Below are 24,302 nucleotides of genomic sequence, written 5' to 3' on the forward strand. Positions count from 1 at the left end.
GACTCCCTGCCATGACCCAGCCCGATTCCCGCCCCGACGCTCCTGCCCTGGAGCCCGAGTCTGCCCACCATCCCGATCTGCCGCGGCGCTTCGGCCGCAAGTTCCAGCTCGGCATCGACCAGGCCGCCCCCGCCGACATCGATGCCCGCATCCGGGATTCGGTCGAGCTCACGGGCACCACTCCCTGGATCCTGATGTCGGCCATCCTGATCGCCTCGATCGGGCTCAACGTCAACTCCACTGCCGTCATCATCGGCGCCATGCTCATCTCGCCGCTCATGGGGCCCATCATCGGCATCGGCTACAGCATGGCGGTGTACGACTTTGCCCTCATCAAGCGCTCGGCGTTCAACCTGCTCGTGGCCACAGGCATCAGCCTGGCCGTCTCGGCGCTGTACTTTGCCATCAGCCCCCTGCGCGAGGCCGGCTCCGAGCTGCTCGCACGCTCCTCGCCCACGCTGTGGGACGTGCTCATCGCCTTCTTCGGCGGCATCGCCGGCGTGCTCGGCATCACCCGGCGCGAAACCACCAACGTCATTCCAGGGGTGGCCATTGCCACGGCGCTCATGCCGCCCATCTGCACCGCCGGCTACGGCCTTGCCACCCAGCAGTGGCACTTCTTCGGCAACGCGCTCTACCTGTACTTCATCAACTGCGTCTTCATCGCCCTGCCCACCCTCATCGCGCTGCGGCTCATGCACATGCCCGCGCACCGCTTCATCGACCGCCGCACCGAATACCGCGTCAAGATCGTGCTGTGGCTCGTGGCGCTGGCCACCGCCCTGCCAAGCGCATGGCTGGCCACCCAGCTCGTCAACGTGGAGCTCTACAAGTCGCGTGCCCGCCAGTTCGTGGCCCAGCAGTTCAGCTTTCCGCTCAGCCACGTGACGGACATCCGCGTCACGCCGGCAAGCCGGGCCATCGAGGTGGCCCTCATCGGCTCCCCCGTCCCCGAGGCCACGCTGGCCCAAATCCGCGACCGCCTTGCTGCCACGCCACTGCGCGGCAGCACCCTCAAGGTCTACCAGACCGACCGCCTCCAGCCCGACATGGGCTCGCTGCGATCCTCCCTGCTGCAGGACATCCAGCGCGACACCGCTGGCGTGGTCCAGGGGCAGGAAGAAGCCCTGCGGCAGATGACCGATAAACTCCAGCAGACCCAGAGCCAGCTCGACCGGCGCAACGCCCTGACCCGGCAGACCGATGCGATGGTGCGCGAGCTGCGGGCGCTGTACCCGTCCGTGTCCAACGTGTTCCTCGGCGAAGGACTGTTCCTGTATCCGCAGGGCACCTCCACTCCGGCCTACGCACTGGAAGTGCGCACCGAAGCCCCCCTGCGCGAAGCCGACCGCCAGCGCATCATCGACTGGTTCAAGGCCCGCCTCGGCCAGACGGACGTGCACGTCCACTTCACGGTCGGCCCGGCCATTGCCCCGCCGGCGTCCCCGGCCTCGGCCGCCTCTGCGTCGACGGCCGCAGCGTCCGGCATCCGCCCATGATCCGCCCTATGGGCGAAGACTGCCCCTGCCCCGCATCGGGCCGCATGGGAGGCCATGTGCAGCGGTGGTGCTGCGCGCGGTAAGCTAGCGCCTTTGCCTGCGTCCGTCTGCCTGCCATGTGCGCCGATTCCACCCATACCCTCAGCGACTACGATTTCGACCTTCCTCCGGAGCTCATTGCCCAGCACCCCGCTGCCGAGCGCAGCGGCTCGCGCCTGCTCGACGGCACGGGCGAGCAGCCTGTGGATCGTCAGTTCCGTGACCTGCCCGGCCTGCTGCGGGCAGGCGATCTCATGGTCTTCAACGACACCCAGGTGGTCAAGGCCCGCCTCTATGGCCGCAAGCCGAGCGGCGGACGACTCGAACTCCTGGTGGAGCGGGTGCTGCTGGAGCCGGGCGAGCCGTACACCGTGGCCGCCCACATGAAGGTGAGCAAGAAGCCCGCACCCGGCACCGTGCTGGACATGGACGGTGGCTTCACCGCCACCCTGCTCGGCCGCTGGCCCCATGAAGACGGCCCCATCTTCCGCTTCCGCTTCAGCGACGACCCCTACACGCTCATGGCCCGCCACGGCCATGTGCCCCTGCCGCCCTACATCGCCCACGCCGACGACGAAGAGGATGAGCGCCGCTACCAGACCGTGTTCGCACGCCAGCCCGGTGCCGTGGCTGCCCCCACGGCGGCCCTGCACTTCGACGAGGCCATGCTGGAGCGGCTCGATGCCCTGGGCGTGCAGCGTGCCAACGTGACGCTCCATGTGGGTGCCGGCACCTTCCAGCCGGTCAAGACCGAGCGCATCGCCGACCATGTGATGCACCACGAACGCTACCAGGTTCCCGAGACCACCATCGCCGCCATCGAGGCCTGCCGTGCCCGCGGCGGGCGGGTGCTGGCCATCGGCACCACCAGCGTGCGGGCACTGGAGAGCTGGGCCGCCACCGGCGAGACCGTGGGCGATACCGACATCTTCATCACCCCGGGCTTCCAGTTCCGGGTGGTCGATCTGCTGCTCACCAACTTTCACCTGCCCAAGAGCACGCTGATGATGCTGGTGAGCGCCCTCTCGGGACATGCGCACGTCATGGCGCTCTACCGCCATGCCATTGCCGAGCGCTACCGGTTCTTCAGCTACGGAGATGCCATGCTGCTGGCCCGCCAACCGCAGGCACAGGCGCTGCAGCCACAGTCCTGATCCCGCACGGGGCGGGCACTGCGCACCGCTGCGGTGCCTGCCGCCCCGAACCGTTGCCCTGCGCCAACGCCCCGCACGGCAAATGCAACGATCGGTAATTCCTGGCGGCTTCTGCCCGCTTTCCGCGCAGCCCGCCGACCCAGTGCGGTGCACGGCTGGCACAATCTGACATCCATTGCACAGGAATTGCTCACATCATGGTCGGTCTGCTCGGGCGCCTTCTGGCGTCCCTCGTCATCTTGTTCTCCTTCAGTCTGCTGGCCGCCTGGGCCTGGGACAAGTCCGACCACGCCAGCCGCGCCCACCCGCCGGCCCATTTCCAGACCGTGGCCGATTCGCACACCCCGCAGGAACAGCCCTGATCCTGCACGGCCGGGGCAGGAATCCGCACTCCCGCCCCCTCCCTGAGCAGGGAGCACACGACACCCTCCTGGCCTGAGCCTCCTGCGGCCTGTCGCCGCCAGGAGCCGGCAGGGCAGCACGGGCCTGACTACAATCTCGCCCATGCTGCAATTCGAACTTCTCTCCACCCACGGGGCTCAGGGCATGGCCCGCCGTGGCCGCATGACGCTCACGCACGGCGTGGTGGAAACTCCCATCTTCATGCCCGTGGGCACCTATGGCACGGTCAAGGGCGTCATGCCCCGGAGCCTGCACGACATGGGCGCCCAGATCATCCTGGGCAACACCTTCCACCTGTGGATGCGGCCGGGACTCGACATCCTGCGCCAGTTCGGCGGGCTGCACGCCTTCGAGAACTGGCACAAGCCGATCCTCACCGACAGCGGGGGCTTCCAGGTATGGAGCCTCGGCGAGATGCGCAAGATCAGCGAGGAAGGCGTGCGCTTTGCCAGCCCCGTCAACGGCGACCGCCTCTTTCTCACGCCCGAGATCAGCATGCAGATCCAGACCGTGCTGAACTCGGACATCGTCATGCAGTTCGACGAATGCACGCCCTACGAGACGCGCGGCCACATCACCACCGAGGCCGAGGCCCGCGCCTCGATGGAGCTCAGTCTGCGCTGGGCCCGTCGCTGCAGCGACGAATTCGCCCGGCTGGAAAACCCCAACGCCCTCTTCGGCATCGTGCAGGGCGGCATGTTCGAGCACCTGCGCCAGGAGTCTCTCGAACAGCTCGTGGAAATGGACTTCCCCGGCTATGCCGTCGGTGGCGTGAGCGTGGGCGAACCCAAGGAAGACATGCAGCGCATCACCGCGCACACCCCGCACCAGCTCCCCGCCCACAAGCCCCGCTATCTCATGGGCGTGGGCACACCGGAGGACCTCGTGCACGGCGTGCAGCATGGCGTGGACATGTTCGATTGCGTCATGCCCACCCGCAACGCACGCAACGGCCATGTGTTCACGCGCTTCGGAGACCTCAAGATCCGCAACGCCCGGCACAAGACCGACGCCCGTCCGCTCGACGAGACCTGCACCTGCTATGCCTGTGCGGGCGCAAGCGGAGTGCCCTATGCCGCCGGGGGACGCGATGGCTTCAGCCGCGCCTATCTGCACCACCTCGACCGGTGCGGCGAGATGCTGGGCCCCATGCTCACGACCATCCACAACCTGCACTACTACCTCAACCTGATGCGCGAGATTCGCGAAGCGATGGATGCAGGCGCCTTCGAGGCCTGGGTAGCACGCTTCCACGCCGACCGCGCACGGGGCGTCTGAAGCCAGCCCCCGCCCCGTTCGGGGGCGGCGTGGTCCGGATAGCTGTGGGTCAGAGGCCCGGTTCGCGCTGCGAGCGCACCACCAGCCCGCAGAGCATGGCCAGCAGACAGATGCCCCACAGGTAGTACATGCCGCCTATGGGGCTATGGCGCGACAGCACGGTGATGAGCGGAAAGGTCACGCCCCCGCACACGGCATAGCACACGTTGTACGAGAACGAGACCCCCGAGAGCCGCACCGGCGCCGGAAAGCTGCGCACCATGGCGGCAGGCACCGCAGCCGCCATGCCGGTGCCGGCCCCCATGAGCACATACCAGAAGGCCACCGTCCCCCACGCCATGTGCCCCAGCCCCGTGTAGTAGAAGGTGCAGGCCCCCAGCTCCAGCAGGCCGACGCCCAGCAGGGTGTTGCCCACCCCGAATCGGTCGCACAGTCCCCCCACGAGCACACAGCCGACTGCGCCCGCCACAATGGCCCAGCTCTGCAGCGTGAACGCAGTGGCCCGCGGCAGATGGAAGGTGCCGCTCATGAGCTGCGGCGTCGACAGCAGCGCCACCATGATGCAGGCAGTCAGCACCCAGGTCAGCAGCATCGAGAGCACCACGCCACCGACATGCCGGGTCAGCACCGCCTTGAGGGGGATGCCCTCGCAGAGGGCGCGCCGGGCCTGCATCTCGCGGAACACCGGTGTTTCCTGCAGCCAGCGGCGCAGGTACATGGTCACCAGCCCCAGCACCCCGCCCAGCAGAAAGGGCAGCCGCCAGGCCCCGTCATGGATGTCCGCCGGCGAGAAGCTGCGCTCCACCCCGAGCGCCACCAGCGAGCCGATGAGAATGCCCACGTTCAGCCCCGCGCACAGCACCCCGTTGGCCAGCCCCACATGCCGCTGCGGCACGTGCTCGGACACGAAGGTCCAGGCCGCCGGAATCTCGCCCCCGATGGCCACCCCCTGCAGAATGCGCATGGCCAGCAGCAGAAGCGGCGCCGCCACCCCCACGGCCGCATAGGTGGGCAGCAGCCCGATGGCGAAGGTCGGCAGCGCCATCAGCAGGATGGAGAGCGTGAACATGCGCTTGCGTCCCAGGCGGTCGCCGAAGTGCGCCATCACGATGCCCCCCACGGGCCGGAAGAAATACCCTGCCGCAAAGATGCCGTAGGTGGTCAGCAGGGCCCAGAACGGATCGAGCTGCCGCGGAAAGAACAGCTCGCTGATGAGCTTGGCGTAGAAGACGAAGATGATGAAGTCGTAGAACTCCAGCGCCCCGCCCAGCGAGGACAGGGCCAGGGTTCGCATGTCCGAACGATCGAGCATGCGGTGGGAGACGGTGGCAGGGGCTGCGGTAGCGGACATGGTGGGTTCCAGAAAAGCGGGCAGACGCCCGAAGCGCTCGGCACCGCCTTGCCAGGCTGCGCCGGCGCGCAAGGCGCCACAGGGACGCCGGCCGCAGGCTCAGACGCGCTGCGTCAACACCCCGCGCTCGATGGCGTCGATGAACAGGGCCGCCACGTTGCAGCCCTTCTGGACCTGGATTTCCTGGAAGCAGGTGGGGCTCGTGACGTTGATCTCGGTCACCCGGGTGCCGATGATGTCGAGCCCGATGAGCGTGAGCCCGCGCGGCGCAAGCACCTGCCCGATGGCCCGCGCCGTGGTCCGGTCGGCCTCGGTGAGCGGCTGGGCCACGCCCTTGCCACCGGCGGCGAGATTGCCCCGCACCTCGTTGCCCTGCGGAATGCGGGCCAGGCAGTAGGGCACGGGCTCGCCGTCGATGATGAGCACGCGCTTGTCGCCGTCGACGATCTCGGGCAGGTACTTCTGCACCATCACGCTGGTGCGGCCGCCCTGGTTGAGGGTCTCGATGATGCTGCCCAGGTTGAGTCCGTCCGCCCGCACCCGGTAAATGCCCATGCCGCCCATGCCGTCGAGCGGCTTGAGGATCACGTCCTGGTGCTCGGCATGGAAGGCGCGGATGTCGGCCGGATTGCGCGTGACCAGAGTCGGCGCAATGTACTGCGGAAACTCCATGATCGCGAGCTTCTCGGGGTGTTCGCGCAGCGCGCCGGGCCGGTTGAACACGCGCGCGCCCTCGCGCTCGGCCTGCGAGAGCATGTGGGTGCAGTAGAAGAACTCGCCATCGAAGGGCGGGTCCTTGCGCATGATGACGGCATCCATATCGCACAGCGCCACGCGCCGGCGGCGGCCTGCGGGTTCGGCCTCGGTGAACCACAGCGGCTTCTCGCCCGTGAGGGTGATGTCGCGCACCACGGCACTGATCCTGCCGGTGGCGCTGTGGCTGTGCGCGGACCAGTGCAGGTCGCGCGGCTCGCAGGCGCTCACGGTATGCCCGCGGGACTGGGCCTCGCGCATCATGGCGTAGGTACTGTCCTTGTAGATGACGAAGGATTCGAGGGGATCGGCGACGAAGAGCAGTTTCATGCCGGCAAGTGTACGCCGGGCCCTTCGGTCCCGCGCACTCCCGCGCCATGCCCTGCCGGGAGTCAGGGGCACACGGAGCCCCACACAAAAAAACCGGCCGGACCTTGGAGCAGGCGGACCGACCGGGAGCACATCAGTGTGCGAAAGGGAAAGCGGAAGCCCCGCCGTGCAGCCACCACCAGGCTGCAGCGGCCACAAGGGCTCCCAGGCAGGCCCACCCCGACAGCAGCCAGCGCCACACTGCCAGCCGCGGGATGAAGCCGATGCCTCGCACCAGCCCCGCTGCCATGGCCCAGCCCAGCAGCATGAGGAGCAGGTGATCGGGCTTGCCGTCCGCCCGTGTCACGAGGGGCGGATACAGGCTCAGCCCCAGCATGAGCACCAGCCCTACGCACAGCAGGGGCAGGCTCAGGGAACCCCCGGGCGCTTCCTCCGCAGGGAGGGGCGCGGAAGGCGGTCCGTCATCGGGACGGGGAGCGGATGCCATGGCCTGTGCCTGTGCCTGTGGCTCAGGCGTGTTCATCGGGCGAGGGAGCCGCCTGACGGTGTTCCTCGTGCTCGCCCCACATGGCGTTCAGGATGGCCAGCAGCACGGCAAACCCGACACCCAATATCCAAGCGAAGTACCACATGTGCATTCCTTTCAATACGCGGCATGGTCATTGGCGCGGATGTGCGCCACCGTCACCTTCCCGCGCATCACGCGGTAGGCCCAGCTGGTGTAGAAGATGATGATCGGCATGAAGATCATCGTGGCCCAGAACATCACGGTCAGGGTCAGATGGCTCGACACGCTGTCCCACACGGTCAGGCTGGCGTTCGGCATGGTGGAGGACGGCATCACGAAGGGGAACATGGCAGCCCCTGCCGTGCCGATCACGCCCAGAATGGAGAGCGACGACATCACGAAGGCCGTGAGGGTCTTGCCTGCGCGGCACAGGGTCGCTGCCAGCAGGGCCGATCCGATGCCCAGGGCAGGCAGCAGCCAGATGAGCGGCTGCCGGCCGTAGTTGAGCCACCAGGCGTCGGCGCTGCGCACCACCGTCTTGGCCAGCGGGTCGGGCAGCCCGGCCGGATCGACCGGCGACGTGATCATGTAGCCCTGGATGCCGCCGAAGCGCAGCCACAGGCCGGCCGCCACGAAGCCCAGCACCATCACCACGGCCGCCCAGGTGGCTGCAGTCTGTGCGCGGCGCTCGATGTCGCCTTCGGTACGGTGGGCCAGATAGACGGCGCCGTGCATGGTGATCAGGGCACTGCTCACCACCCCCGCAAGCAGCGCAAAGGGATTGAGCAGCTGCCAGAAGCTGCCGGTGTAGATGGGTTCGAGCAGCCCCGTGAAGTGGAAGGGCACGCCCTGCAGCAGGTTGCCGAAGGCCACGCCGAAGATGACCGGCGGAATGAAGCCACCGATGAACAGGCCCCAGTCCCAGGTGTTGCGCCAGGTGGCGTTCTGGATCTTGCTGCGGTAGTCGAAGCCCACCGGCCGGAAGAACAGCGCCCAGAGCACCGCCATCATGGCCCAGTAGAAGCCCGAGAAGGCCGTGGCGTACACCAGCGGCCAGGCCGCAAAGATGGCGCCGCCTCCGGTGATGAACCACACCTGATTGCCGTCCCAGTGCGGGCCGACGGTGTTGATGACCACGCGGCGCTCGTCGTCGCCCTTGCCGACGAAGGGCAGCAGCGTGCCCACGCCCATGTCATGGCCGTCCATGACGGCAAAGCCGACCAGCAGCACGCCCACCAGCAGCCACCAGATGATCTTGAGGGTTGGATAGTCCAGCATTTGTGTTTGCTCCTCGTATTCCTCTTGGATGCGGGCGGCGCTCAGCCGTGCGCGACCTCGTTGTCATAGCGGCCCGTACCGAGACTGCCGGGGCCCCAGCGCACGAACTTGACCATCAGATACATCTCCACGATCAGGAGCACCGTATAGAAGCCCAGGAACCCGGCGAGCGAGCCATACAGGCTCTGCACGGAGAGCGCCGACACCGACAGGTGCGTGGGCAGCACGCCATAGATCGTCCACGGCTGCCGGCCGTACTCGGCCACCAGCCAGCCCAGCTCGATCGAGATCCAGGGCATGGGCAGGCACACGATGGCGGCACGCAGCAGCCAGCGCTTCTCGGTGAAGCGGCCCTTGAGCGTCTGCCAGAAGGCCAGCGCGAACAGCACCAGCATGGTGAAGCCCAGCGCCACCATGATGCGGAAGCTCCAGAACATGGGAGTGACGTGCGGCACGGTGTCATCCACCGCCTGCTGGATCATGGCCGGGGTGGCCTGGGTCACGTCGGCGGTGTACTTCTTGAGCAGCAGACCGAAGCCCAGATCGGCCTGGTGGGCCTTGAAGGTCGCAGCAGCCTGGACGTCGTTGCGGTCACGCCGCAGGGCTTCGAGCGCCTGCACGGCCTGGATGCCGCTCACGATGCGCTCGCGGTTCTGCGCCTTGATCTCGTGGATGCCCGGGATGGTCTTGTCGAGCGAACGGGTGCCGATGATGCCCATCACCCAGGGCAGCTCCACTTCCCAGTCGTTCTTCTGCTCGGCTTCGTTGATGCCGGCAATCAGCTTCAGACCAGCCGGGGCGGGCTCGGTATTCCACATGGCCTCGATGGCAGCCATCTTGGTCTTCTGGGCCTCGCTGACCATGTAGCCGGACTCGTCACCCAGCACGATCACCGAGCACACAGACGCCAGCCCGAAGGCGGCCGCCACGCGGAAGCTGCGCTTGGCGAACTCCACATTGCGTCCCCGCAGCAGATACCACGAGGAAATGGCCAGCACGAACATGGCGCCGGTCACATAGCCGGCAGAGACCGTGTGCACGAACTTGGCCTGGGCATCCGGGTTGAACACCAGCTCCCAGAAACTCGTCATTTCCATGCGCATGGTCTGCCAGTTGAACGCCGAGCCCACCGGGTTCTGCATCCAGCCGTTGGCCACCAGAATCCACAGCGCCGAGAGGTTGGTGCCCAGCGCCAGCAGCACGGTCACCATCAGGTGCTTGGGACGGCTCAGGCGATCCCACCCGAAGAAGAACAGCCCGATGAAGGTGGACTCCAGGAAGAACGCCATGAGCCCCTCGATGGCCAGCGGTGCCCCGAAGATGTCGCCCACATAGTGGGAGTAGTAGGCCCAGTTCGTGCCGAACTGGAACTCCATGGTGATGCCCGTGGTCACGCCCAGGGCAAAGTTGATGCCGAAAAGCTTGCCCCAGTAGCGGGTCATGTCCTTCCAGATGACCTTGCCGGTCATCACGTAGACGCTTTCCATGATCACCAGCATCCAGACCATGCCCAGCGTCAGGGGCACGAACAGGAAGTGGTAGAGCGCTGTGGCCGCGAACTGCAGCCGTGAGAGATCAACCAGTTGATCAGTTATCACTGCGAAGCTCCTGATGTCGAGGTGGACTGGGTGAAATGCTCTGCCACGCGCTCGCTGTCCACCGGAGCCTGCGCATCCCGAAAAAACACCCACCACAAGGCCGTCAGCAGAAGGATCTTGACGACGATCACCACCGTGAGATGGCGCATGAGACGGGTTCGGGGCATGAACATGACGAAGACCTTAACAAACTCCGTGCCAGTTTGCAAAACACATGCCAATCAATGACTTGGAGCAAGAAACAAGGAGGAATGAAACAGATTGACGGTCAATTCCGGCCAATCTGGCAGCCATCTTGCCAAGATGGCGCACAGCAGCAAGAATGCAAGGCAATGCCCCTGCTGCTGTCATCACCTTGCCAGCCGCCGCTCCCCCTTGGGGGAAAACGGCTCTCCGGGCAGCGGGACACTCGACACCCCCTTCTCCGGCCCTGGCGCCTTCCGTGCTCCATTACGCTCCATGCAGATTCCCAACAACCTGATCGCCTATCTCGAAAGCATGCCCGAGCCACACATCGTGTGCGACCGGCACTACACCATCGTGGCGGCCAATGCGGCCTACCGCCGGCAGTACGGCGACGGCAAGCCCCTGGTCGGGCGGCGCTGCCATGAGGCCTCCCACCACTCCCCCATGCCCTGCGACCAGGCCAGCGAGACCTGCCCGCTCGCACAGGCCCGCATCTCGCGCCAGCGCGAGCAGGTGCTGCACCTGCACCATACGCCTCATGGCAAGGTCTATGTGCGCATCGAGCTGGTTCCCCTGCATGACGCTTCGGGCGCGCTGCACTTCTTCGTCGAGAAGATGGAAACCCTGCCCGTCTCGCAGGGACAGGCAGGCCAGCACACGCTGGTGGGCGAATCCTCTGCCTTCCGGCACATGCTCGACCTGGTGGCCCGCGTGGCCCCGTCGCAGGCCAGCGTGCTGCTGCGGGGAGAATCGGGCACGGGCAAGGAAGGGGTAGCCCACGCGATCCATGCCGCCAGCCATCGCCAGACGCAGCCCATCGTGGTGGTCGACTGCGCCAGCCTGGCCGAGAGCCTGTTCGAGTCCGAGCTGTTCGGGCACGAGAAAGGCGCCTTCACGGGGGCCTCCCATGCCAAGCCCGGTCTGGTGGAAGCCGCCAACGGCGGCACGCTGTTTCTCGATGAGGTGGGCGACATCCCGCTGGGCATGCAGGTCAAGCTCCTGCGTCTGCTCGAAGCCGGCACCTATCGCCGCGTGGGCAGCACCGATCTGCGCCATGTGGACGTGCGGGTGGTGGCAGCCACCCACCGCAACCTGCGCGACATGGTGGCCGCCGGCACCTTTCGCGAAGACCTCTACTACCGGCTTGCCACGTTCCCGATCCGGCTGCCTCCGCTGCGCGAGCGCGCCGAGGACATTCCGCTCATCGCCCGCTCGCTGCTCGTGCGCATTGCTCCCCTGCGCCCGCTCTCCCTGACCCCGCAGGCCATGGCCCTGCTCCAGCTCCAGCCCTGGCCGGGCAATGTGCGCGAACTGCGCAACGTGCTCGAACGCGCCACCCTGCTCACAGAGGCAGATGCCATCGAGGCGGCCATTCTGCAGCAGGCCCTGCTCGCCGACGCCCCCCAGCCCAGCCCCCTCGGCAACGCAGCCCTGCCCCTGCCGGGTGCCCTGCCCGCATCTGCACCGCCCGTTCTGGCCCCCGGCACGCCGCCACGCAGCCTGCGCGCCATCGAGGAAGAGGCGCTGGTGCAGGCGCTGCATGCCCATCGCGGACGCCGCACCGAGCTGGCCCGCGCCCTGGGCATCAGCGAGCGCACGCTGTACCGGCGCCTCAAGGCGCTCGAAGCCTCGACCACGCCTCTCCCTCCTCCGGCCTGATCTTCCGTTCGAACCGCACCCACCACCTTCCATGCGCCTGAATAGCCTTTACCTATTGATCCATTAGATTAATAGAAATGGACTTGCGCGCTGCCCCCGCTATCATGGAACCCATGCGGCAGACACGTGGACACACGGTCTGTCACACTACGGCAGGGTGCCGGCGCCACACTGGGTGGCGCACGGTCTCTTCCGTGACCCTTCATCCGTTTTGCAACCCTGAACAAGGAGAAACCATGTCCCTCATCAACACCACCGTACTGCCGTTCAAGACCCAGGCTTTCCAGGCTGGCAAGGACTTCTTCGAAGTGACCCATGAAACCCTCAAGGGCAAGTGGTCCCTCCTCGTGTTCTACCCGGCCGACTTCACCTTCGTGTGCCCGACCGAGCTGGAAGACCTGGCCGACCACTATGCCGAGTTCCAGAAGCTGGGCGTCGAGGTCTACTCCTGCTCCACCGACACCCACTTCACCCACAAGGCATGGCACGACACCTCCGAAGCCATCAAGAAGGTGCAGTACGTCATGCTCGGCGATCCCACCGGCACCATCACCCGCAACTTCGGCGTGATGATCGAGGAAGAAGGCCTGGCTCTGCGCGGCTCCTTCCTGATCAACCCCGAAGGCCAGATCAAGCTGTGCGAAATCCATGACAACGGCATCGGCCGTGACGCCAGCGAAATGCTGCGCAAGGTCAAGGCTGCCCAGTACGTGGCCAACCACCCCGGCGAAGTCTGCCCGGCCAAGTGGAAGGAAGGCGACAAGACCCTGACCCCGTCCCTGGACCTGGTCGGCAAGATCTGATCTCGCCTGCCGGCACCGGCATCCTGCGCCGCGCGCACTGCATGCGGCGCAGGCCGCCGGGCCGGACTCCCTTTCCCAGGCTGGCGGCGCCGCCGGTCCGGGACAAGGGCCTGCTCACACTCCTGCTGAAAACACGCATGGGCACCTCCCCGGAGGCCCGGCAGTATTCGGTTTGCCTCCAGCAAGGAGTGTGAGCAGGCCTTTTTCATGCCCGTTACTTCCACGGATGCGTCCATGGCCCGGCCGTGTGCCGGGTTCGTCCGCATCTCCCCTGCCATCCGAAGGGCCCCGGCCCTTCCCCATGAAGGAGCACATCATGCTTGAACAGGACCTCGCTGCCCAGCTGCGTCAATATCTGACCCTTCTGCGCCGCCCCATCACCCTGACCGCCTCGCTCGGCACGGACGACGGCTCGCGCCGGATGCGCGAACTACTGACGGAAATCGCCGGCATGAGCGACCGCATCACGCTGTGGCTCGACGGCACGGCCACCCACCGCCCCTCGTTCACCCTGACCCGGCAGGACGGCGAACAGCACCTCACGTTCGCCGCCATTCCTCTGGGCCACGAATTCACCTCGCTGGTGCTGGCGCTGCTGTGGACCGGTGGCCACCCGCCCAAGGTGGAACCCGGCACGATCGAGAAGATCCGTGCGCTACCCGGCACCTACGACTTCAAGGTGTACATGAGCCTGTCCTGCCACAACTGCCCGGACGTGGTGCAGGCCCTCACCCTCATGGCCGTGTACAACCCCAAGGTGCGTGTGACGGTGATCGACGGCGGCCTGTTCCAGAAGGAAGTGGACGAGCTGCAGATCATGGCAGTGCCCACGCTCTACCTCGACGGCAAGATGATCGCCAACGGCCGCATGGGCGTCGACGAGATCATCGGTCTGATCGACCGGAACGCCGGAGTCCGCGATGCCGAGAAGCTCAGCGCCAAGGCGCCGTATGACGTCCTGATCGTAGGGGGTGGGCCGGCCGGCAGTGCCGCCGCCATCTATGCGGCCCGCAAGGGGCTGCGCACCGGCATCGTGGCCGAGCGCTTCGGCGGCCAGGTGCTCGACACGCTGGCCATCGAGAACTTCATCTCGGTCAAGGCAACCGACGGCCCCAAGCTGGTGGCCGGTCTGGAAGAACACGTCAAGCAGTACGACGTGGACGTGATGAACGTGCAGCGCGTCACGGCCCTCGCACCGGCCCCGCAGCCGGGCGCACTGGCCCAGGTCACGCTGGAAAACGGCGCCACCCTGCAGGGCAAGGCCATCATTCTGGCCACAGGGGCGCACTGGCGCGAAATGCGCATCCCCGGCGAGTCCGAGTACAAGACCAAGGGGGTGGCCTTCTGCCCGCACTGCGACGGCCCGCTGTTCAAGGGCAAGAAAGTGGCCGTGGTCGGCGGGGGCAACTCCGGCGTCGAGGCCGCCATTGACCTCGCCGGCATCGTGGACCATGTGACGCTGTTCGAGTTCATGCCCGAGATGAAGGCCGACGCCGTGCTGCAGGCCAAGCTGCGCAGTCTGCCCAACGTGGACATCCTGACCCATGTGCAGACCACCGAGGTGGTGGGCAACGGCAAGTCGGTGCAGGCCCTGCGCTACCAGGACCGCACCACCGGCGAGGCGCACGAGCTGGCCGTGGCCGGCATCTTCGTGCAGATCGGCCTGCTGCCCAACACCGAATGGCTCAAGGGTACGCTGGAGCTCAACCGCATGGGCGAGATCGTGGTGGACGACCACGACCGCACCAGTGTGCCGGGCGTGTTCGCTGCGGGCGACTGCACCAGTGAGCCCTACAAGCAGATCATCATCGCCATGGGCGAAGGCGCCAAGGCTTCGCTCTCGGCGTTCGACTACCTGATCCGCTCGGGTACCCCGCAGCAGACCGCCTGAGGCCACGCACGACGCGCCCCATGCCGGGGCGCGCTCGAATGCCCCAGATACGACAAAGGCCCATCGCAAGGTGGGCCTTTGTCGTTCTCCCCTCCCTCGCAACCGAGGGAGAAGAGCGTCCCCGGGCGGGAGCCATGGAATCTGCCCGCTCAGCGACGCCAGCCGCCGGCATGCCAGACGTGGCCGCCGGGTGCGGCATGCCACGCGCCGGGAGCCCAGCGGCTGTATCCGGCAGGCGGATGCGCCCAGTGACCGCCGCGCCAGCGATAGTTTCCGCCGTCCCAGAACCAGAGGCCGGGAATCCAGACCATGCCGATGGACGGCTGCACGGTGACGGTTTCCTGCACCATGGGCGGCGGTGCCGAGCCCACCACCACGCCGCCTTCAGTCACCACGCGCTGGCCGGGCACATAGACCGCACAGCCACCGAGCAGCGCCGCAGACAGGGCCAACCAGCCCACCGATACGCCCGAGCGCGGGCCCGGTCCCGGCAGACGAAGCACACGCCCCACGGCGTGCAAGAGGAAGGAATGCAATGCGCATGACAGTCTCGCTTGTGAAAGAGATGCCGGATTGGAGCACGGGATGGCCCATGCGGTTCCTGCCATCTGGTAAGGGGATGTAGCCCCCTCCCGGCGGGCTCCGGCCCGTCCCCGGCCTGGTTCCATGCCCCCCTGCGGGGAGCCGGTCATTCGCCCGCGAAGTCCAGCAGCGTATACAGCGGCAGGCCTGCCTCGCGGATGCGACGGCTGCCGCCCAGGTCGGGCAGGTCGATGATGGCGGCCCCTTCGACCACCTCGGCACCCACCTTCTGCAGCAGGCGCAGGCCCGCCAGCATGGTGCCGCCGGTGGCGATCAGGTCGTCCATCAGCAGCACGCGCTGCCCCTGCTGCACGGCATCGACATGCAGCTCCACGCTGGCGCTGCCGTATTCGAGGTCGTAGGTTTCCATCACCGTGTCGTAGGGCAGCTTGCCCTGCTTGCGGATCGGCACGAAGCCCACGTTGAGCTCGTAGGCCACCACGGCCCCCAGAATGAAGCCGCGCGCATCGAGCCCGGCCACCACGTCGGGCCGCAGGGCAGGATCGAGGTAGCGGTGCACGAAGGCATCAACCAGCACGCGGTAGGCACGGGCATCCTGCAGCAGCGGCGTGATGTCGCGGAACTGCACGCCGGGCGCCGGCCAGTCGGGCACGGTGCGAATACGGCTGCGCAGAAAGTCTGCGGTGGAAGAAGCGATCATGGCGGCATCCCGGTGGAGTGTGTGCAGGGGAAACTGTACCGCATTGCGACCGGCTCCTTCCCTGCCCCGCGCCGCCAGCCCTGCGGCGTCGCCCTGCCCACGCGGTAGCGGCCGCTCAGTGGTCGGTGGGGCGGGAGAACATCGCGACAACCGTCTGCAGCTCCTGCTGGCGGCCGCTCATCACCAGCGTGTCGCCGGGAGCCAGCACCATCTCGCTGCGCGGCACCAGCGAGCTGCCGGAGGCCCGGCGCAGGCTCACCAGCGTGACGCTCTGGGCAGCCAGAGTGGGCTGGATCTGCGCAAACGTCTGCCCCACGGCGCAGGAGGCAGGATCGAGCACCAGTGTGGACAGGCGCTCCAGATTCTCGGCGTCCTCGTCGTTCATGAGCTCCTCGGCGTTGCGGAAGTAGCCGCGCAGCAGCCGGTAGCGCTGTCCGCGCTGGTTCTGCACGGCCCGCAGCACGCGGCGCACCGGCACGCCCATGAGCGCCAGGGTGTGGCTCGCCAGCATGAGCGTGCCTTCCAGCGCCTCGGGCACCACCTCGGTGGCGCCGGCCTCGCGCAGGTCATCGAGCTGGCGGTCGTCATGGGTGCGCACGATCACGGGCACGCTGGGCGCCTGGGCTCGCAGCTGATCGAGCAGATGGAAGGTGGTGGCCGTATCTCCCATGGTGATCACAATGGCGCTGGCCCGCGACACCCCGGCCGCCTGCAGCGTGTTGGGCCGGGTGGCATCGCCGTACAGCACGCTGTCGCCCTGGTTGTTGGCCTGTCGCACACGCTCGGGATCGAGGTCGATCGCCACGTGCGGAATGGACTCCTGGTCGAGCAGCTGGCCGAGCGCGCTGCCGGTGCGCCCGTAGCCGCAGATGACCACGTGTCCCCGCCGGTCCATGCTCTGGCGGGCCATGGTGGTCATCTTGAGGGATTCATGCATCCACTCGCTGTTGACCAGCCGCAGCACGATGCGGTTGCTGTACATGATGATGAAGGGCGTGGCAATCATCGACAGCACCATGCTCGCCAGCACGGCATTGAACAGTGGCGTGGGCACCAGCCCGCTGTGCAGCGCCAGATTGAGCAGCACAAAGCCGAACTCCCCGGCCTGCGCCAGATACAGGCCCGTGCGCAGCGCCACGCCGTTGCTGGCGCCCAGCACATACGCGCTCACCCACACCACCACGAGCTTGAACAGCACCGGCACCGTCACCAGAAACAGCACCCACTGCCAGTGCCGCACGATCTGGTGCCAGTCGAGCATCATCCCGATGGTGATGAAGAACAGCCCCAGCAGCAGGTCATGGAAGGGCCGGATGTCGGACTCGACCTGGTACTTGTACGGTGTCTCCGAGATCAGCATGCCCGCAATGAAGGCTCCCAGCGCCAGACTCAGGCCCGCCTGCTCCGTGAGCCACGCCAGCCCCAGGGCGATCAGCAGCAGGTTGAGCATGAACAGCTCGTTGCTCTTGCGCCGCGCCACAATGAAGAGCCAGCGCCGCATGATGCGCTGCCCGCCGTAGAGCAGCACCGCGATGAGCACCACCGCCTTGCCCATGGCGATGAGCAGCTCCATGCCCATGTCCTCGTCGCGCGCGCCCAGTGCCGGAATCAGGATCAGCAGCGGCACCACCGCCAGATCCTGGAACAGCAGCACTCCGAGCACCCGCTTGCCGTATTCGGTATCGAGCTCCAGCCGCTCGGCCATCATCTTCACCACGATGGCGGTACTGCTCATGGCCAGCACCGCCGCCAGCGCCAGCGACCCCTGCCACGACAGCTTCCAGAGCGAGGGCATGAGCCAGCGCAGGGCAAACATGATCAGCATGGACAGCAGCATGGTCGCCCCCACCTGCACCGCCCCCAGCCCGAACACGTGGCGCTTCATGGCCCGCAGCTTGGAGAGGCTGAACTCCAGCCCGATCACGAACATCAGCAGCACCACGCCGAACTCCGCCAGATGGTCGATGCGCTTGTTGCTGTGCACCATGCCGAGCATGTGCGGGCCGATGACGGCCCCCACGGCCAGATAGCCGAGCATGGGCGGCAGCTTGATGCTCCGGAAGACAACCACTCCGAGCACCGCTGCGAGCAAATAAACGAGAACCAGTTCCAGCGAAGACATGTTCCGAGTGTAACCAAGGAGTTTCAACGACCTGACACAAAGACCACACCCTGTCACAAGTGCAATCCCCCACCTGCGGCACCGGCTCCCGCACGGGAGCCCGGCATCGCCTGCAGTCACATGCCCCAGAGCCAAGCACGAGCCATGCCATCTTGGCAGGGATCTCCCTCTGGGCACCTCCGTGCCAGCCCCTGTCCACGCCCCACGCGGCCCCCTGCCCTTCGCCGCCGGCAGCCCAGAGTCGCACCGGGCCACCGCAGCGCCAGAGCCTGCACCGCCCGCAGTGGCTCCTGCATCGCCTTACCATCGCTGACAAATCCTCACATTCCAGCCGGGACTTGCCGCAGGTCAACTGTCCAGAACGTCCTGCTGCCTGCGCGGCGGCTTTCGCCGCTACAGTAAGATGCGTGCCCCTGCGGGCACCGGCCTCGCCCCTGCCTCCATGGTGGAGTGTCCGGCCCGCCACCTCCCTGCCCAGCCCGCCCCGCCGTGGACAAGCTCAAACAGATCGAAACCTTCGTGGCCGTCGCCCAGCGCGGCAGCCTCACCGCAGCCGCCCAGTCCGAGGGCGTCGCGGCCGCCATGGTCGGCCGCCGCCTCGACGCGCTGGAGGCCCGGCTCGGCGTCAAGCTCCTGGTGCGCACCACGCGGCGCATCTCGCTCACGCACGAAGGCGCCGCCTTCCTCGAAGAAAGCGTGCGCATTCTGGGCGACATCGCCAACATGGAAGCCGCCGTCAGCGCCGGCAGCGTGCGCGCGAGCGGCCAGCTCCGCCTCACCGCCCCGGCCGGCTTTGGCCGCCGGCACGTCGCCCCGCTGGTGCCCCGGTTCCATGAGCTGCATCCCGAAGTGCGCATCTCGCTCAATCTGAGCGACCGCGTGGTCGACCTCGCAGCCGAAGGCTTCGACTGCGCCGTGCGCGTGGGCGACCTGCCGGACTCCTCCCTCGTCAGCACCCGGCTGGCCGACAACCGTCGCCTGTGCGTGGCCACGCCCACCTACCTGCGCCGCCACGGCCGCCCCGTCCATCCCCAGGACCTGCTCGACAGCCGGCGCTGGCACTGCCTCACCCTCAGCAGCGAAGCCTCGCAGACACGGGGCTGGGCCTTCATGGAACACGGCGCCCTGCTCCACATCAAGCCCAGCGGCCCCCTGGACTGCAGCGACGGGCAGGTGCTGCACGAGTGGTGTCTGGCCGGCCACGGCATCGCCTGGCGCAGCACCTGGGAAGTCGCGCACGACATCCGCGAAGGCCGGCTCGAATCGGTTCTGGACGACTATGCCGCGCCCCCCAACGGCATCTACGCCGTCTTTGCCCAGCGCAAGCACCTCCCCCTGCGCCTGCGCCTGTGGATCGACTTTCTCAAAAGCCAGTACAGTAGCGAGCGCTACTGGCAGGAAGCCCTCTCCCGGTAAAAGGGAAAGGCTGGGAGCGGCAGAAACAGACACGCACAAGGGCACGAAGCGCCCCGGCAGCCAGCGCGGCGAACACGCCAGCGCCAGCCGTGGGCCTTGCCGTTCTCCTGTCGCACGGCGCCCCGAGCCCCTGCGTGCTGCGCGCGTGTTGCGCTCTACGCGCCGCAGGGCGGTGTGACGTTCTCCTTGCCCGCCAGCGCCGTCGTCCGGCAGCTCTGCGCGTGCCTGGCCGGCGCGCCCCGCCGCCCGCATGTGTCGCCATTCCCATTCCCGTACAACTCCACCCCAGCAGGAACCACCCCACCATGGACTCCACCACCCCCGTCACCATCTACCACAACCCCAAGTGCAGCACCTCGCGCAAGGTGCTCGACGCCCTGCGCGCCGCCGGCCTGCAGCCGCAGGTCATCGAATACCTCAAGACCCCGCCCGACCACGCCGCCCTGCGCGCCCTTGCCACCCGCCTGGGCCTGCCCGTGCGCGACATGCTCCGCGAAAAAGGCACCCCCTACGCCGAACTCGATCTCGGCAATCCCAAGTGGACCGAAGACGAACTCCTCGACTTCATGGCCCAGCACCCCATCCTGCTGCAACGCCCCGTCGTCGTCACCCCCACCCAGGCCCTCATCTGCCGCCCGGCGGAACGGGTGCAGGAAGTGCTGGGGTAAATAAGCTGTTGCGCCCAGATCTTTTGAAAAAAAGTCTGCAAAACCCAAGCCACCGAGCCGGATAAGGCAGCGGGCGTCGGGCGGTTTTCGTGATGCGAGATTCGTTCGCGCTGCTGCATTTTTGCCGTGGCTTTTTTGCGCTCGTCTCTGGGGGCTCGCGCACTCGTTTGGCTCCCCGCAGGCGCATTCATCCCTGCAAGCGCCACATGCCGATCACGATGCCAGAGCAGCATGCGGTGCTAGACGAAACACATCAGCTGGGCTAAGTCTGCTCGCTTATCCCCGCGCACAAGACCTACATCCAGCAGCGGCATGTTTACGACGGCCAGTACAAGGCTGCAGGGTTGAGCTATATGCACGGACTGCTGTATTGACCCACTGAAATCCTGCACAGGTATTATCGCGAAAGGAAGACAACGATGAGTACCTTGATGGAAGACGAAATCAAGCGCTGGACGGCCAAGCGCAAGACAGCGCTGGTGCTGGAGATCATTCAGGGCAAGACCACGGTGGCCGAGGCCAGCCGGGCCTTCGATCTGCCTGCGTCTGAGCTGCAACAGTGGGTGGATGAGGGCAAACGCAGCATGGAAAACGCGCTGCGCACCAACCCGTTGGATGTGCGCCAGTTGTACGAGAAGAAGCTCAGTGACTTGCAGGAGGCCTATGGCGAAGCCATGCTGGAGCTGCGTGCCCGAAAAAAATTGGCGTCCCTGCTGGGCGACGAGGACGAGAAATGATCCTCGACGTGCAGCGGGGACTGGCCGCAGAGGGCTATTCGGTCAGCCTGGTCAAGTTGTGCCGCTGCTTTGATCTGCCGCGGCGCACGCTGTATGACCGCAGCGTCAAATCTCCGCCCAAGGCGCAGGAGCAACTGGCCGAGCCGATCAAGGCCCTAATTGAAGAACACCCGTCGTTGGGCTACCGTACCGTGGCGCATCTGCTGGGCATGAACAAGAACACGGTGCAACGCATCTTCCAGCTCAAGGGCTGGCATCCACCAGCGCGTCGGCGGCGAAATCCATCCCAAGCAAGTCAAGCGCGCGCTGGAAGAGCTGATCGATCGCGGGGAAGTCCGCTTTGCGGGCAACAACCGCTGGCGGCGATACTGGGCGGTGGCATGAACAGCCTATCGGACAACCTGCGCGCTATCGCCGATAGATGGGTGATAGAAGCCGGGCGATACGTCGGCAACCGCCTGAAGGCGCAAGGATTTCTATCAACCCAAAACGAAGAAAGCAGGGAGATAGAACGCGGCCCTTTTGCCGTAACAACCCATTTCCTCCAGTTCAAGCATCGAGCCTGAGCCGGACCCAACGAATCAAAACTGGACTTTCAAGATGACAAGCAACGAACAACGCGCCGCCCTACAGCGCAAGATCTGGGATATCGCCAATGACGTCCGCGGTGCCGTCGATGGGTGGGACTTCAAGCAATATGTGCTGGGCACGCTGTTCTATCGCTTCATCAGCGAGAACTTCATCGACTACATCACCGGCGGCGACGCTTCTGTCAATTACGCCGCCATGTCAGACAGGGATCCGAACATCGCGGCTGCCAAAGACGATGCCATCAAGACCAAGGGCTACTTCATCTACCCCAGCCAGCTCTTCGTCAACGTGGCGGCCAATGCCAACACCAACGAACGCCTGAACACCGACCTGGCCAACATCTTCAAGGCCATTGAAGCCTCGGCCAACGGCTATCCCTCCGAGCAGGACATCAAAGGCCTGTTCGCAGATTTCGACACCACCAGCAACCGCCTGGGCAACACCGTCAAGGACAAGAACGATCGTCTGTCCAAAGTGCTCAAACGCGTGGCGGAACTGGACTTCGGCGGCTTCGACGCCAGCCACATCGACCTGTTCGGCGATGCCTACGAGTTCCTCATTTCCAACTACGCCGCCAACGCGGGCAAATCAGGTGGCGAGTTCTTCACGCCACAGCAGGTCTCCAAGCTGATTGCGCAGTTGGCCATGCACGGCCAGACCAGCATCAACAAGATCTACGACCCGGCCTGCGGCTCGGGCTCGCTGCTGCTGCAGGCCAAGAAGCAGTTTGACGATCACATCATCGAAGAAGGCTTCTTTGGGCAGGAAATCAACCACACCACGTACAACCTGGCGCGGATGAACATGTTCTTGCACAACGTGAACTACGACAAGTTCAACATCCAGCTGGGCGACACGCTGGAAGACCCGCAGTTCGCCTACGACAAGCCCTTTGACGCCATCGTCTCCAACCCCCCGTACTCGGTGAAGTGGATTGGCAGCGACGACCCCACGCTGATCAATGACGACCGCTTCGCCCCCGCCGGCGTGCTGGCGCCCAAGTCCAAGGCCGACTTTGCTTTTGTGCTGCACGCGCTCAGCTACCTCTCCAGCAAGGGCCGCGCGGCCATCGTCTGCTTCCCGGGCATCTTCTACCGGGGCGGGGCCGAGCAGAAGATTCGCCGGTACCTGGTGGACAACAACTATGTGGAGAGCGTAATTTCGCTGGCGCCCAACCTGTTCTTTGGCACCACCATCGCGGTGAACATCCTGGTGCTGTCCAAGCACAAGACCGACACCACCACCCAGTTCATCGACGCCAGCGGCCTGTTCAAGAAAGAGACCAACAACAACGTGCTGCTGGACGCGCACATCGACCAGATCATGGCCGTGTTCGACAGCAAGGCGGATGTGGATTACTTTGCCCTGTGTGCGCCCTATGAGAAGGTGGCCGCCAACGACTACAACCTGTCGGTCAGCAGCTATGTGGAAGCCAAGGACACCCGCGAGGTGGTGGACATTGCCCAGCTCAATGCCGAGTTGAAGACCACCGTGGCCAAGATTGACCAACTGCGCAAGGACATTGACGCCATCGTGGCGGAGATTGAAGGCGGGGAGCTGGAGGCATGAGTGGCGTGGAATTCTTGGAAAATCTCTTGAATGGCGAGGGTGCTGTAGAAACGCCCTTGGGCGAAGTATCTGAAATTAAGCGCGGCACTTCAATTACGCAGAAAGATGTAACTCCGGGTGAAATCCCTGTGATCGCCGGGGGGCGCACGCCTGCATATTTTCACAATGCCAGCAACCGCACTGGGCAAACTATCGTCATAGCAGGATCTGGGGCGTATGCAGGGTTTGTTAGTTGGTGGGAGCAGCCGATCTTTGTATCCGATGCATTCACCGTGAAGCCTAACAACGGTTTGCTGCCGAAATACTGTTTCTATTGGCTTCAAGGAATGCAACAGCAGTTGCATGAGCTAAAGAGCGGTGGTGGAGTGCCTCACGTATATCCTCGTGATGTAGCGCCTTTGCTAATTCCCATCCCCTGCCCAGACAACCCCAAAAAATCCCTTGAAATCCAAGCCGAAATCGTCCGCATACTGGACGCATTCGCCGAACTGACAGCCGAACTGACAGCCGAACTGACAGCCGAACTGACAGCCCGCAAAAAACAATACAACTACTACCGCGATCAGTTGTTGAGTTTTGAAGAAGGGGAAGTGCAGTGGAAGACGTTGGCGGAGGTTATCTACTCACTAAAAACAGGACTAAACCCGCGACAGAACTTTCAGTTAAACACGCCGGATGCCCAAGGATATTACGTGACTGTTCGTGAGATTCAGAACGGTAAAGTTACGTTTCTTGAAAAAACTGACAGGGTAAATGAGAAAGCATTGAAGTTGATTAATGGTCGCTCCAATTTGGATGCTGGCGATGTACTGTTTTCAGGCACAGGAACAGTCGGGCGCACGGCTGTGATTGAAGATAAACCAGAAAATTGGAATATCAAAGAAGGTGTTTATGTCATTAAGCCGGTCCAAGAGAAAATTTTGCCGAGGTACCTTGCTCATCTATTGAATTCCAGCGAGACGGTTAAAGATTACAGCAAGAAAATTGTGGGAAATCCGGTGGTCAGTTTGCCAATGGGTGATTTGAGAAAGCTGAAAATTCCTGTGCCGCCATTGGATAAACAAGCCCGCATCGTCGCCATCCTCGACAAATTCGACGCCCTGACCCACTCCCTCACCGAAGGCTTGCCGCGCGAAATCGAGTTGCGCCAGAAGCAATACGCGTATTACCGCGACTTGCTGCTGAGCTTCCCCAAGCCAGAAACCGCTTTGGCCGCCAGTGCGTAAA

Annotated in this window: 23 protein-coding genes and 1 pseudogene; 14 read left to right on the forward strand and 10 right to left on the reverse strand. The window is 65.2% G+C overall.

Features of this window, described 5'->3' with window-relative positions; all coding sequences use genetic code 11:
- The first annotated feature begins 11 nt into the window (after window positions 1-11).
- The 4 genes from ACE3P9_RS04015 (at window position 12) to tgt (ending at window position 4,372) form a co-directional block, all read left to right on the forward strand.
- Window positions 12-1,499: a DUF389 domain-containing protein gene (locus ACE3P9_RS04015; RefSeq protein ID WP_374491977.1), complete on the forward strand. Its 1,488-nt coding sequence runs from the start codon at window positions 12-14 to the stop codon at window positions 1,497-1,499.
- Between the two features lie 116 nt (window positions 1,500-1,615).
- Window positions 1,616-2,692 carry a tRNA preQ1(34) S-adenosylmethionine ribosyltransferase-isomerase QueA gene (gene queA, locus ACE3P9_RS04020; protein ID WP_374491978.1) on the forward strand — a complete coding sequence of 359 codons (1,077 nt, stop codon included), beginning with the start codon at window positions 1,616-1,618 and terminating at the stop codon, window positions 2,690-2,692.
- Window positions 2,693-2,889: 197 nt separating this feature from the next.
- On the forward strand, window positions 2,890-3,054 hold the full coding sequence (locus ACE3P9_RS04025) for a hypothetical protein (protein WP_374491979.1): 165 nt from the start codon (window positions 2,890-2,892) through the stop codon (window positions 3,052-3,054).
- Between the two features lie 142 nt (window positions 3,055-3,196).
- Window positions 3,197-4,372, forward strand: coding sequence for a tRNA guanosine(34) transglycosylase Tgt (tgt, locus tag ACE3P9_RS04030; protein WP_374491980.1), 1,176 nt, complete (start codon window positions 3,197-3,199; stop codon window positions 4,370-4,372).
- Window positions 4,373-4,421: 49 nt separating this feature from the next.
- On the opposite strand, the gene ACE3P9_RS04035 is transcribed toward tgt, so the two are convergent.
- From ACE3P9_RS04035 to cydP, 7 genes are all read right to left on the reverse strand, one after another.
- Entirely contained in the window at window positions 4,422-5,723 is a 1,302-nt protein-coding gene (locus tag ACE3P9_RS04035; RefSeq protein ID WP_374491981.1) for an MFS transporter, read from the reverse strand.
- 99 nt (window positions 5,724-5,822) lie between these two features.
- Window positions 5,823-6,806 (reverse strand): glutathione synthase, encoded by a 984-nt coding sequence (gshB, locus tag ACE3P9_RS04040; RefSeq protein ID WP_374491982.1) that lies wholly within the window; start codon window positions 6,804-6,806, stop codon window positions 5,823-5,825.
- A gap of 133 nt (window positions 6,807-6,939) precedes the next feature.
- The gene (locus ACE3P9_RS04045) at window positions 6,940-7,293 is read right to left on the reverse strand and encodes a cyd operon YbgE family protein (RefSeq protein ID WP_374491983.1); all 354 of its coding nucleotides are present in this window, start codon (window positions 7,291-7,293) and stop codon (window positions 6,940-6,942) included.
- A 22-nt stretch (window positions 7,294-7,315) separates the two neighbouring features.
- Entirely contained in the window at window positions 7,316-7,438 is a 123-nt protein-coding gene (cydX, locus tag ACE3P9_RS04050; RefSeq protein WP_374491984.1) for a cytochrome bd-I oxidase subunit CydX, read from the reverse strand.
- Window positions 7,439-7,449: 11 nt separating this feature from the next.
- Window positions 7,450-8,592 (reverse strand): cytochrome d ubiquinol oxidase subunit II, encoded by a 1,143-nt coding sequence (gene cydB / locus ACE3P9_RS04055; RefSeq protein ID WP_374491985.1) that lies wholly within the window; start codon window positions 8,590-8,592, stop codon window positions 7,450-7,452.
- A gap of 41 nt (window positions 8,593-8,633) precedes the next feature.
- Window positions 8,634-10,190 carry a cytochrome ubiquinol oxidase subunit I gene (locus ACE3P9_RS04060; RefSeq protein WP_374491986.1) on the reverse strand — a complete coding sequence of 519 codons (1,557 nt, stop codon included), beginning with the start codon at window positions 10,188-10,190 and terminating at the stop codon, window positions 8,634-8,636.
- Window positions 10,187-10,363: a cytochrome oxidase putative small subunit CydP gene (gene cydP / locus ACE3P9_RS04065; protein WP_374491987.1), complete on the reverse strand. Its 177-nt coding sequence runs from the start codon at window positions 10,361-10,363 to the stop codon at window positions 10,187-10,189. The genes ACE3P9_RS04060 and cydP overlap by 4 nt, the downstream gene beginning before the upstream one ends.
- Before the next feature lie 286 nt (window positions 10,364-10,649).
- On the opposite strand from cydP, the gene ACE3P9_RS04070 reads away from it, so the two are divergent.
- The 3 genes from ACE3P9_RS04070 to ahpF all read left to right on the forward strand — a co-directional run bounded on the left by ACE3P9_RS04070 (window position 10,650) and on the right by ahpF (window position 14,729).
- The gene (locus ACE3P9_RS04070; protein WP_374491988.1) at window positions 10,650-12,035 is read left to right on the forward strand and encodes a sigma-54 interaction domain-containing protein; all 1,386 of its coding nucleotides are present in this window, start codon (window positions 10,650-10,652) and stop codon (window positions 12,033-12,035) included.
- Between the two features lie 236 nt (window positions 12,036-12,271).
- On the forward strand, window positions 12,272-12,838 hold the full coding sequence (gene ahpC / locus ACE3P9_RS04075; protein WP_374491989.1) for an alkyl hydroperoxide reductase subunit C: 567 nt from the start codon (window positions 12,272-12,274) through the stop codon (window positions 12,836-12,838).
- 316 nt (window positions 12,839-13,154) lie between these two features.
- Entirely contained in the window at window positions 13,155-14,729 is a 1,575-nt protein-coding gene (ahpF, locus tag ACE3P9_RS04080; RefSeq protein ID WP_374491990.1) for an alkyl hydroperoxide reductase subunit F, read from the forward strand.
- 149 nt (window positions 14,730-14,878) lie between these two features.
- On the opposite strand, the gene ACE3P9_RS04085 is transcribed toward ahpF, so the two are convergent.
- The 3 genes from ACE3P9_RS04085 to ACE3P9_RS04095 form a co-directional block, all read right to left on the reverse strand.
- Window positions 14,879-15,241, reverse strand: coding sequence for a hypothetical protein (locus ACE3P9_RS04085; RefSeq protein ID WP_374491991.1), 363 nt, complete (start codon window positions 15,239-15,241; stop codon window positions 14,879-14,881).
- A 176-nt stretch (window positions 15,242-15,417) separates the two neighbouring features.
- Window positions 15,418-15,972, reverse strand: a complete 555-nt coding sequence (locus ACE3P9_RS04090; RefSeq protein ID WP_374491992.1) for an adenine phosphoribosyltransferase — start codon at window positions 15,970-15,972, stop codon at window positions 15,418-15,420.
- Between the two features lie 115 nt (window positions 15,973-16,087).
- On the reverse strand, window positions 16,088-18,094 hold the full coding sequence (locus tag ACE3P9_RS04095; RefSeq protein ID WP_374491993.1) for a cation:proton antiporter: 2,007 nt from the start codon (window positions 18,092-18,094) through the stop codon (window positions 16,088-16,090).
- Window positions 18,095-18,583: 489 nt separating this feature from the next.
- Here ACE3P9_RS04095 and ACE3P9_RS04100 point away from each other — a divergent pair, with 489 nt between their 5' ends.
- The 7 genes and pseudogenes from ACE3P9_RS04100 to ACE3P9_RS04130 all read left to right on the forward strand — a co-directional run bounded on the left by ACE3P9_RS04100 (window position 18,584) and on the right by ACE3P9_RS04130 (window position 24,301).
- Complete coding sequence (locus ACE3P9_RS04100) at window positions 18,584-19,510, forward strand: LysR family transcriptional regulator (protein ID WP_374491994.1); 927 nt, start codon at window positions 18,584-18,586, stop codon at window positions 19,508-19,510.
- Between the two features lie 305 nt (window positions 19,511-19,815).
- On the forward strand, window positions 19,816-20,178 hold the full coding sequence (gene arsC, locus ACE3P9_RS04105) for an arsenate reductase (glutaredoxin) (RefSeq protein ID WP_374491995.1): 363 nt from the start codon (window positions 19,816-19,818) through the stop codon (window positions 20,176-20,178).
- Between the two features lie 197 nt (window positions 20,179-20,375).
- Window positions 20,376-20,543, forward strand: a pseudogene (locus ACE3P9_RS04110) (integrase); the annotation flags it as partial.
- A 54-nt stretch (window positions 20,544-20,597) separates the two neighbouring features.
- A complete protein-coding gene (locus ACE3P9_RS04115) occupies window positions 20,598-20,915 on the forward strand; it encodes a DUF1153 domain-containing protein (protein WP_374491996.1) in 318 nt (105 codons plus the stop codon).
- Window positions 20,912-21,481: a hypothetical protein gene (locus ACE3P9_RS04120; protein WP_374491998.1), complete on the forward strand. Its 570-nt coding sequence runs from the start codon at window positions 20,912-20,914 to the stop codon at window positions 21,479-21,481. Before ACE3P9_RS04115 ends, ACE3P9_RS04120 begins: the two co-directional genes overlap by 4 nt.
- A gap of 34 nt (window positions 21,482-21,515) precedes the next feature.
- Window positions 21,516-23,075 carry a type I restriction-modification system subunit M gene (locus ACE3P9_RS04125; protein WP_374491999.1) on the forward strand — a complete coding sequence of 520 codons (1,560 nt, stop codon included), beginning with the start codon at window positions 21,516-21,518 and terminating at the stop codon, window positions 23,073-23,075.
- On the forward strand, window positions 23,072-24,301 hold the full coding sequence (locus ACE3P9_RS04130; protein ID WP_374492000.1) for a restriction endonuclease subunit S: 1,230 nt from the start codon (window positions 23,072-23,074) through the stop codon (window positions 24,299-24,301). The genes ACE3P9_RS04125 and ACE3P9_RS04130 overlap by 4 nt, the downstream gene beginning before the upstream one ends.
- The last annotated feature ends 1 nt before the right edge of the window (window position 24,302 follow it).

This window comes from Allobrachymonas sp., from assembly GCF_041912815.1.
Lineage (GTDB): Bacteria > Pseudomonadota > Gammaproteobacteria > Burkholderiales > Burkholderiaceae_C > Brachymonas.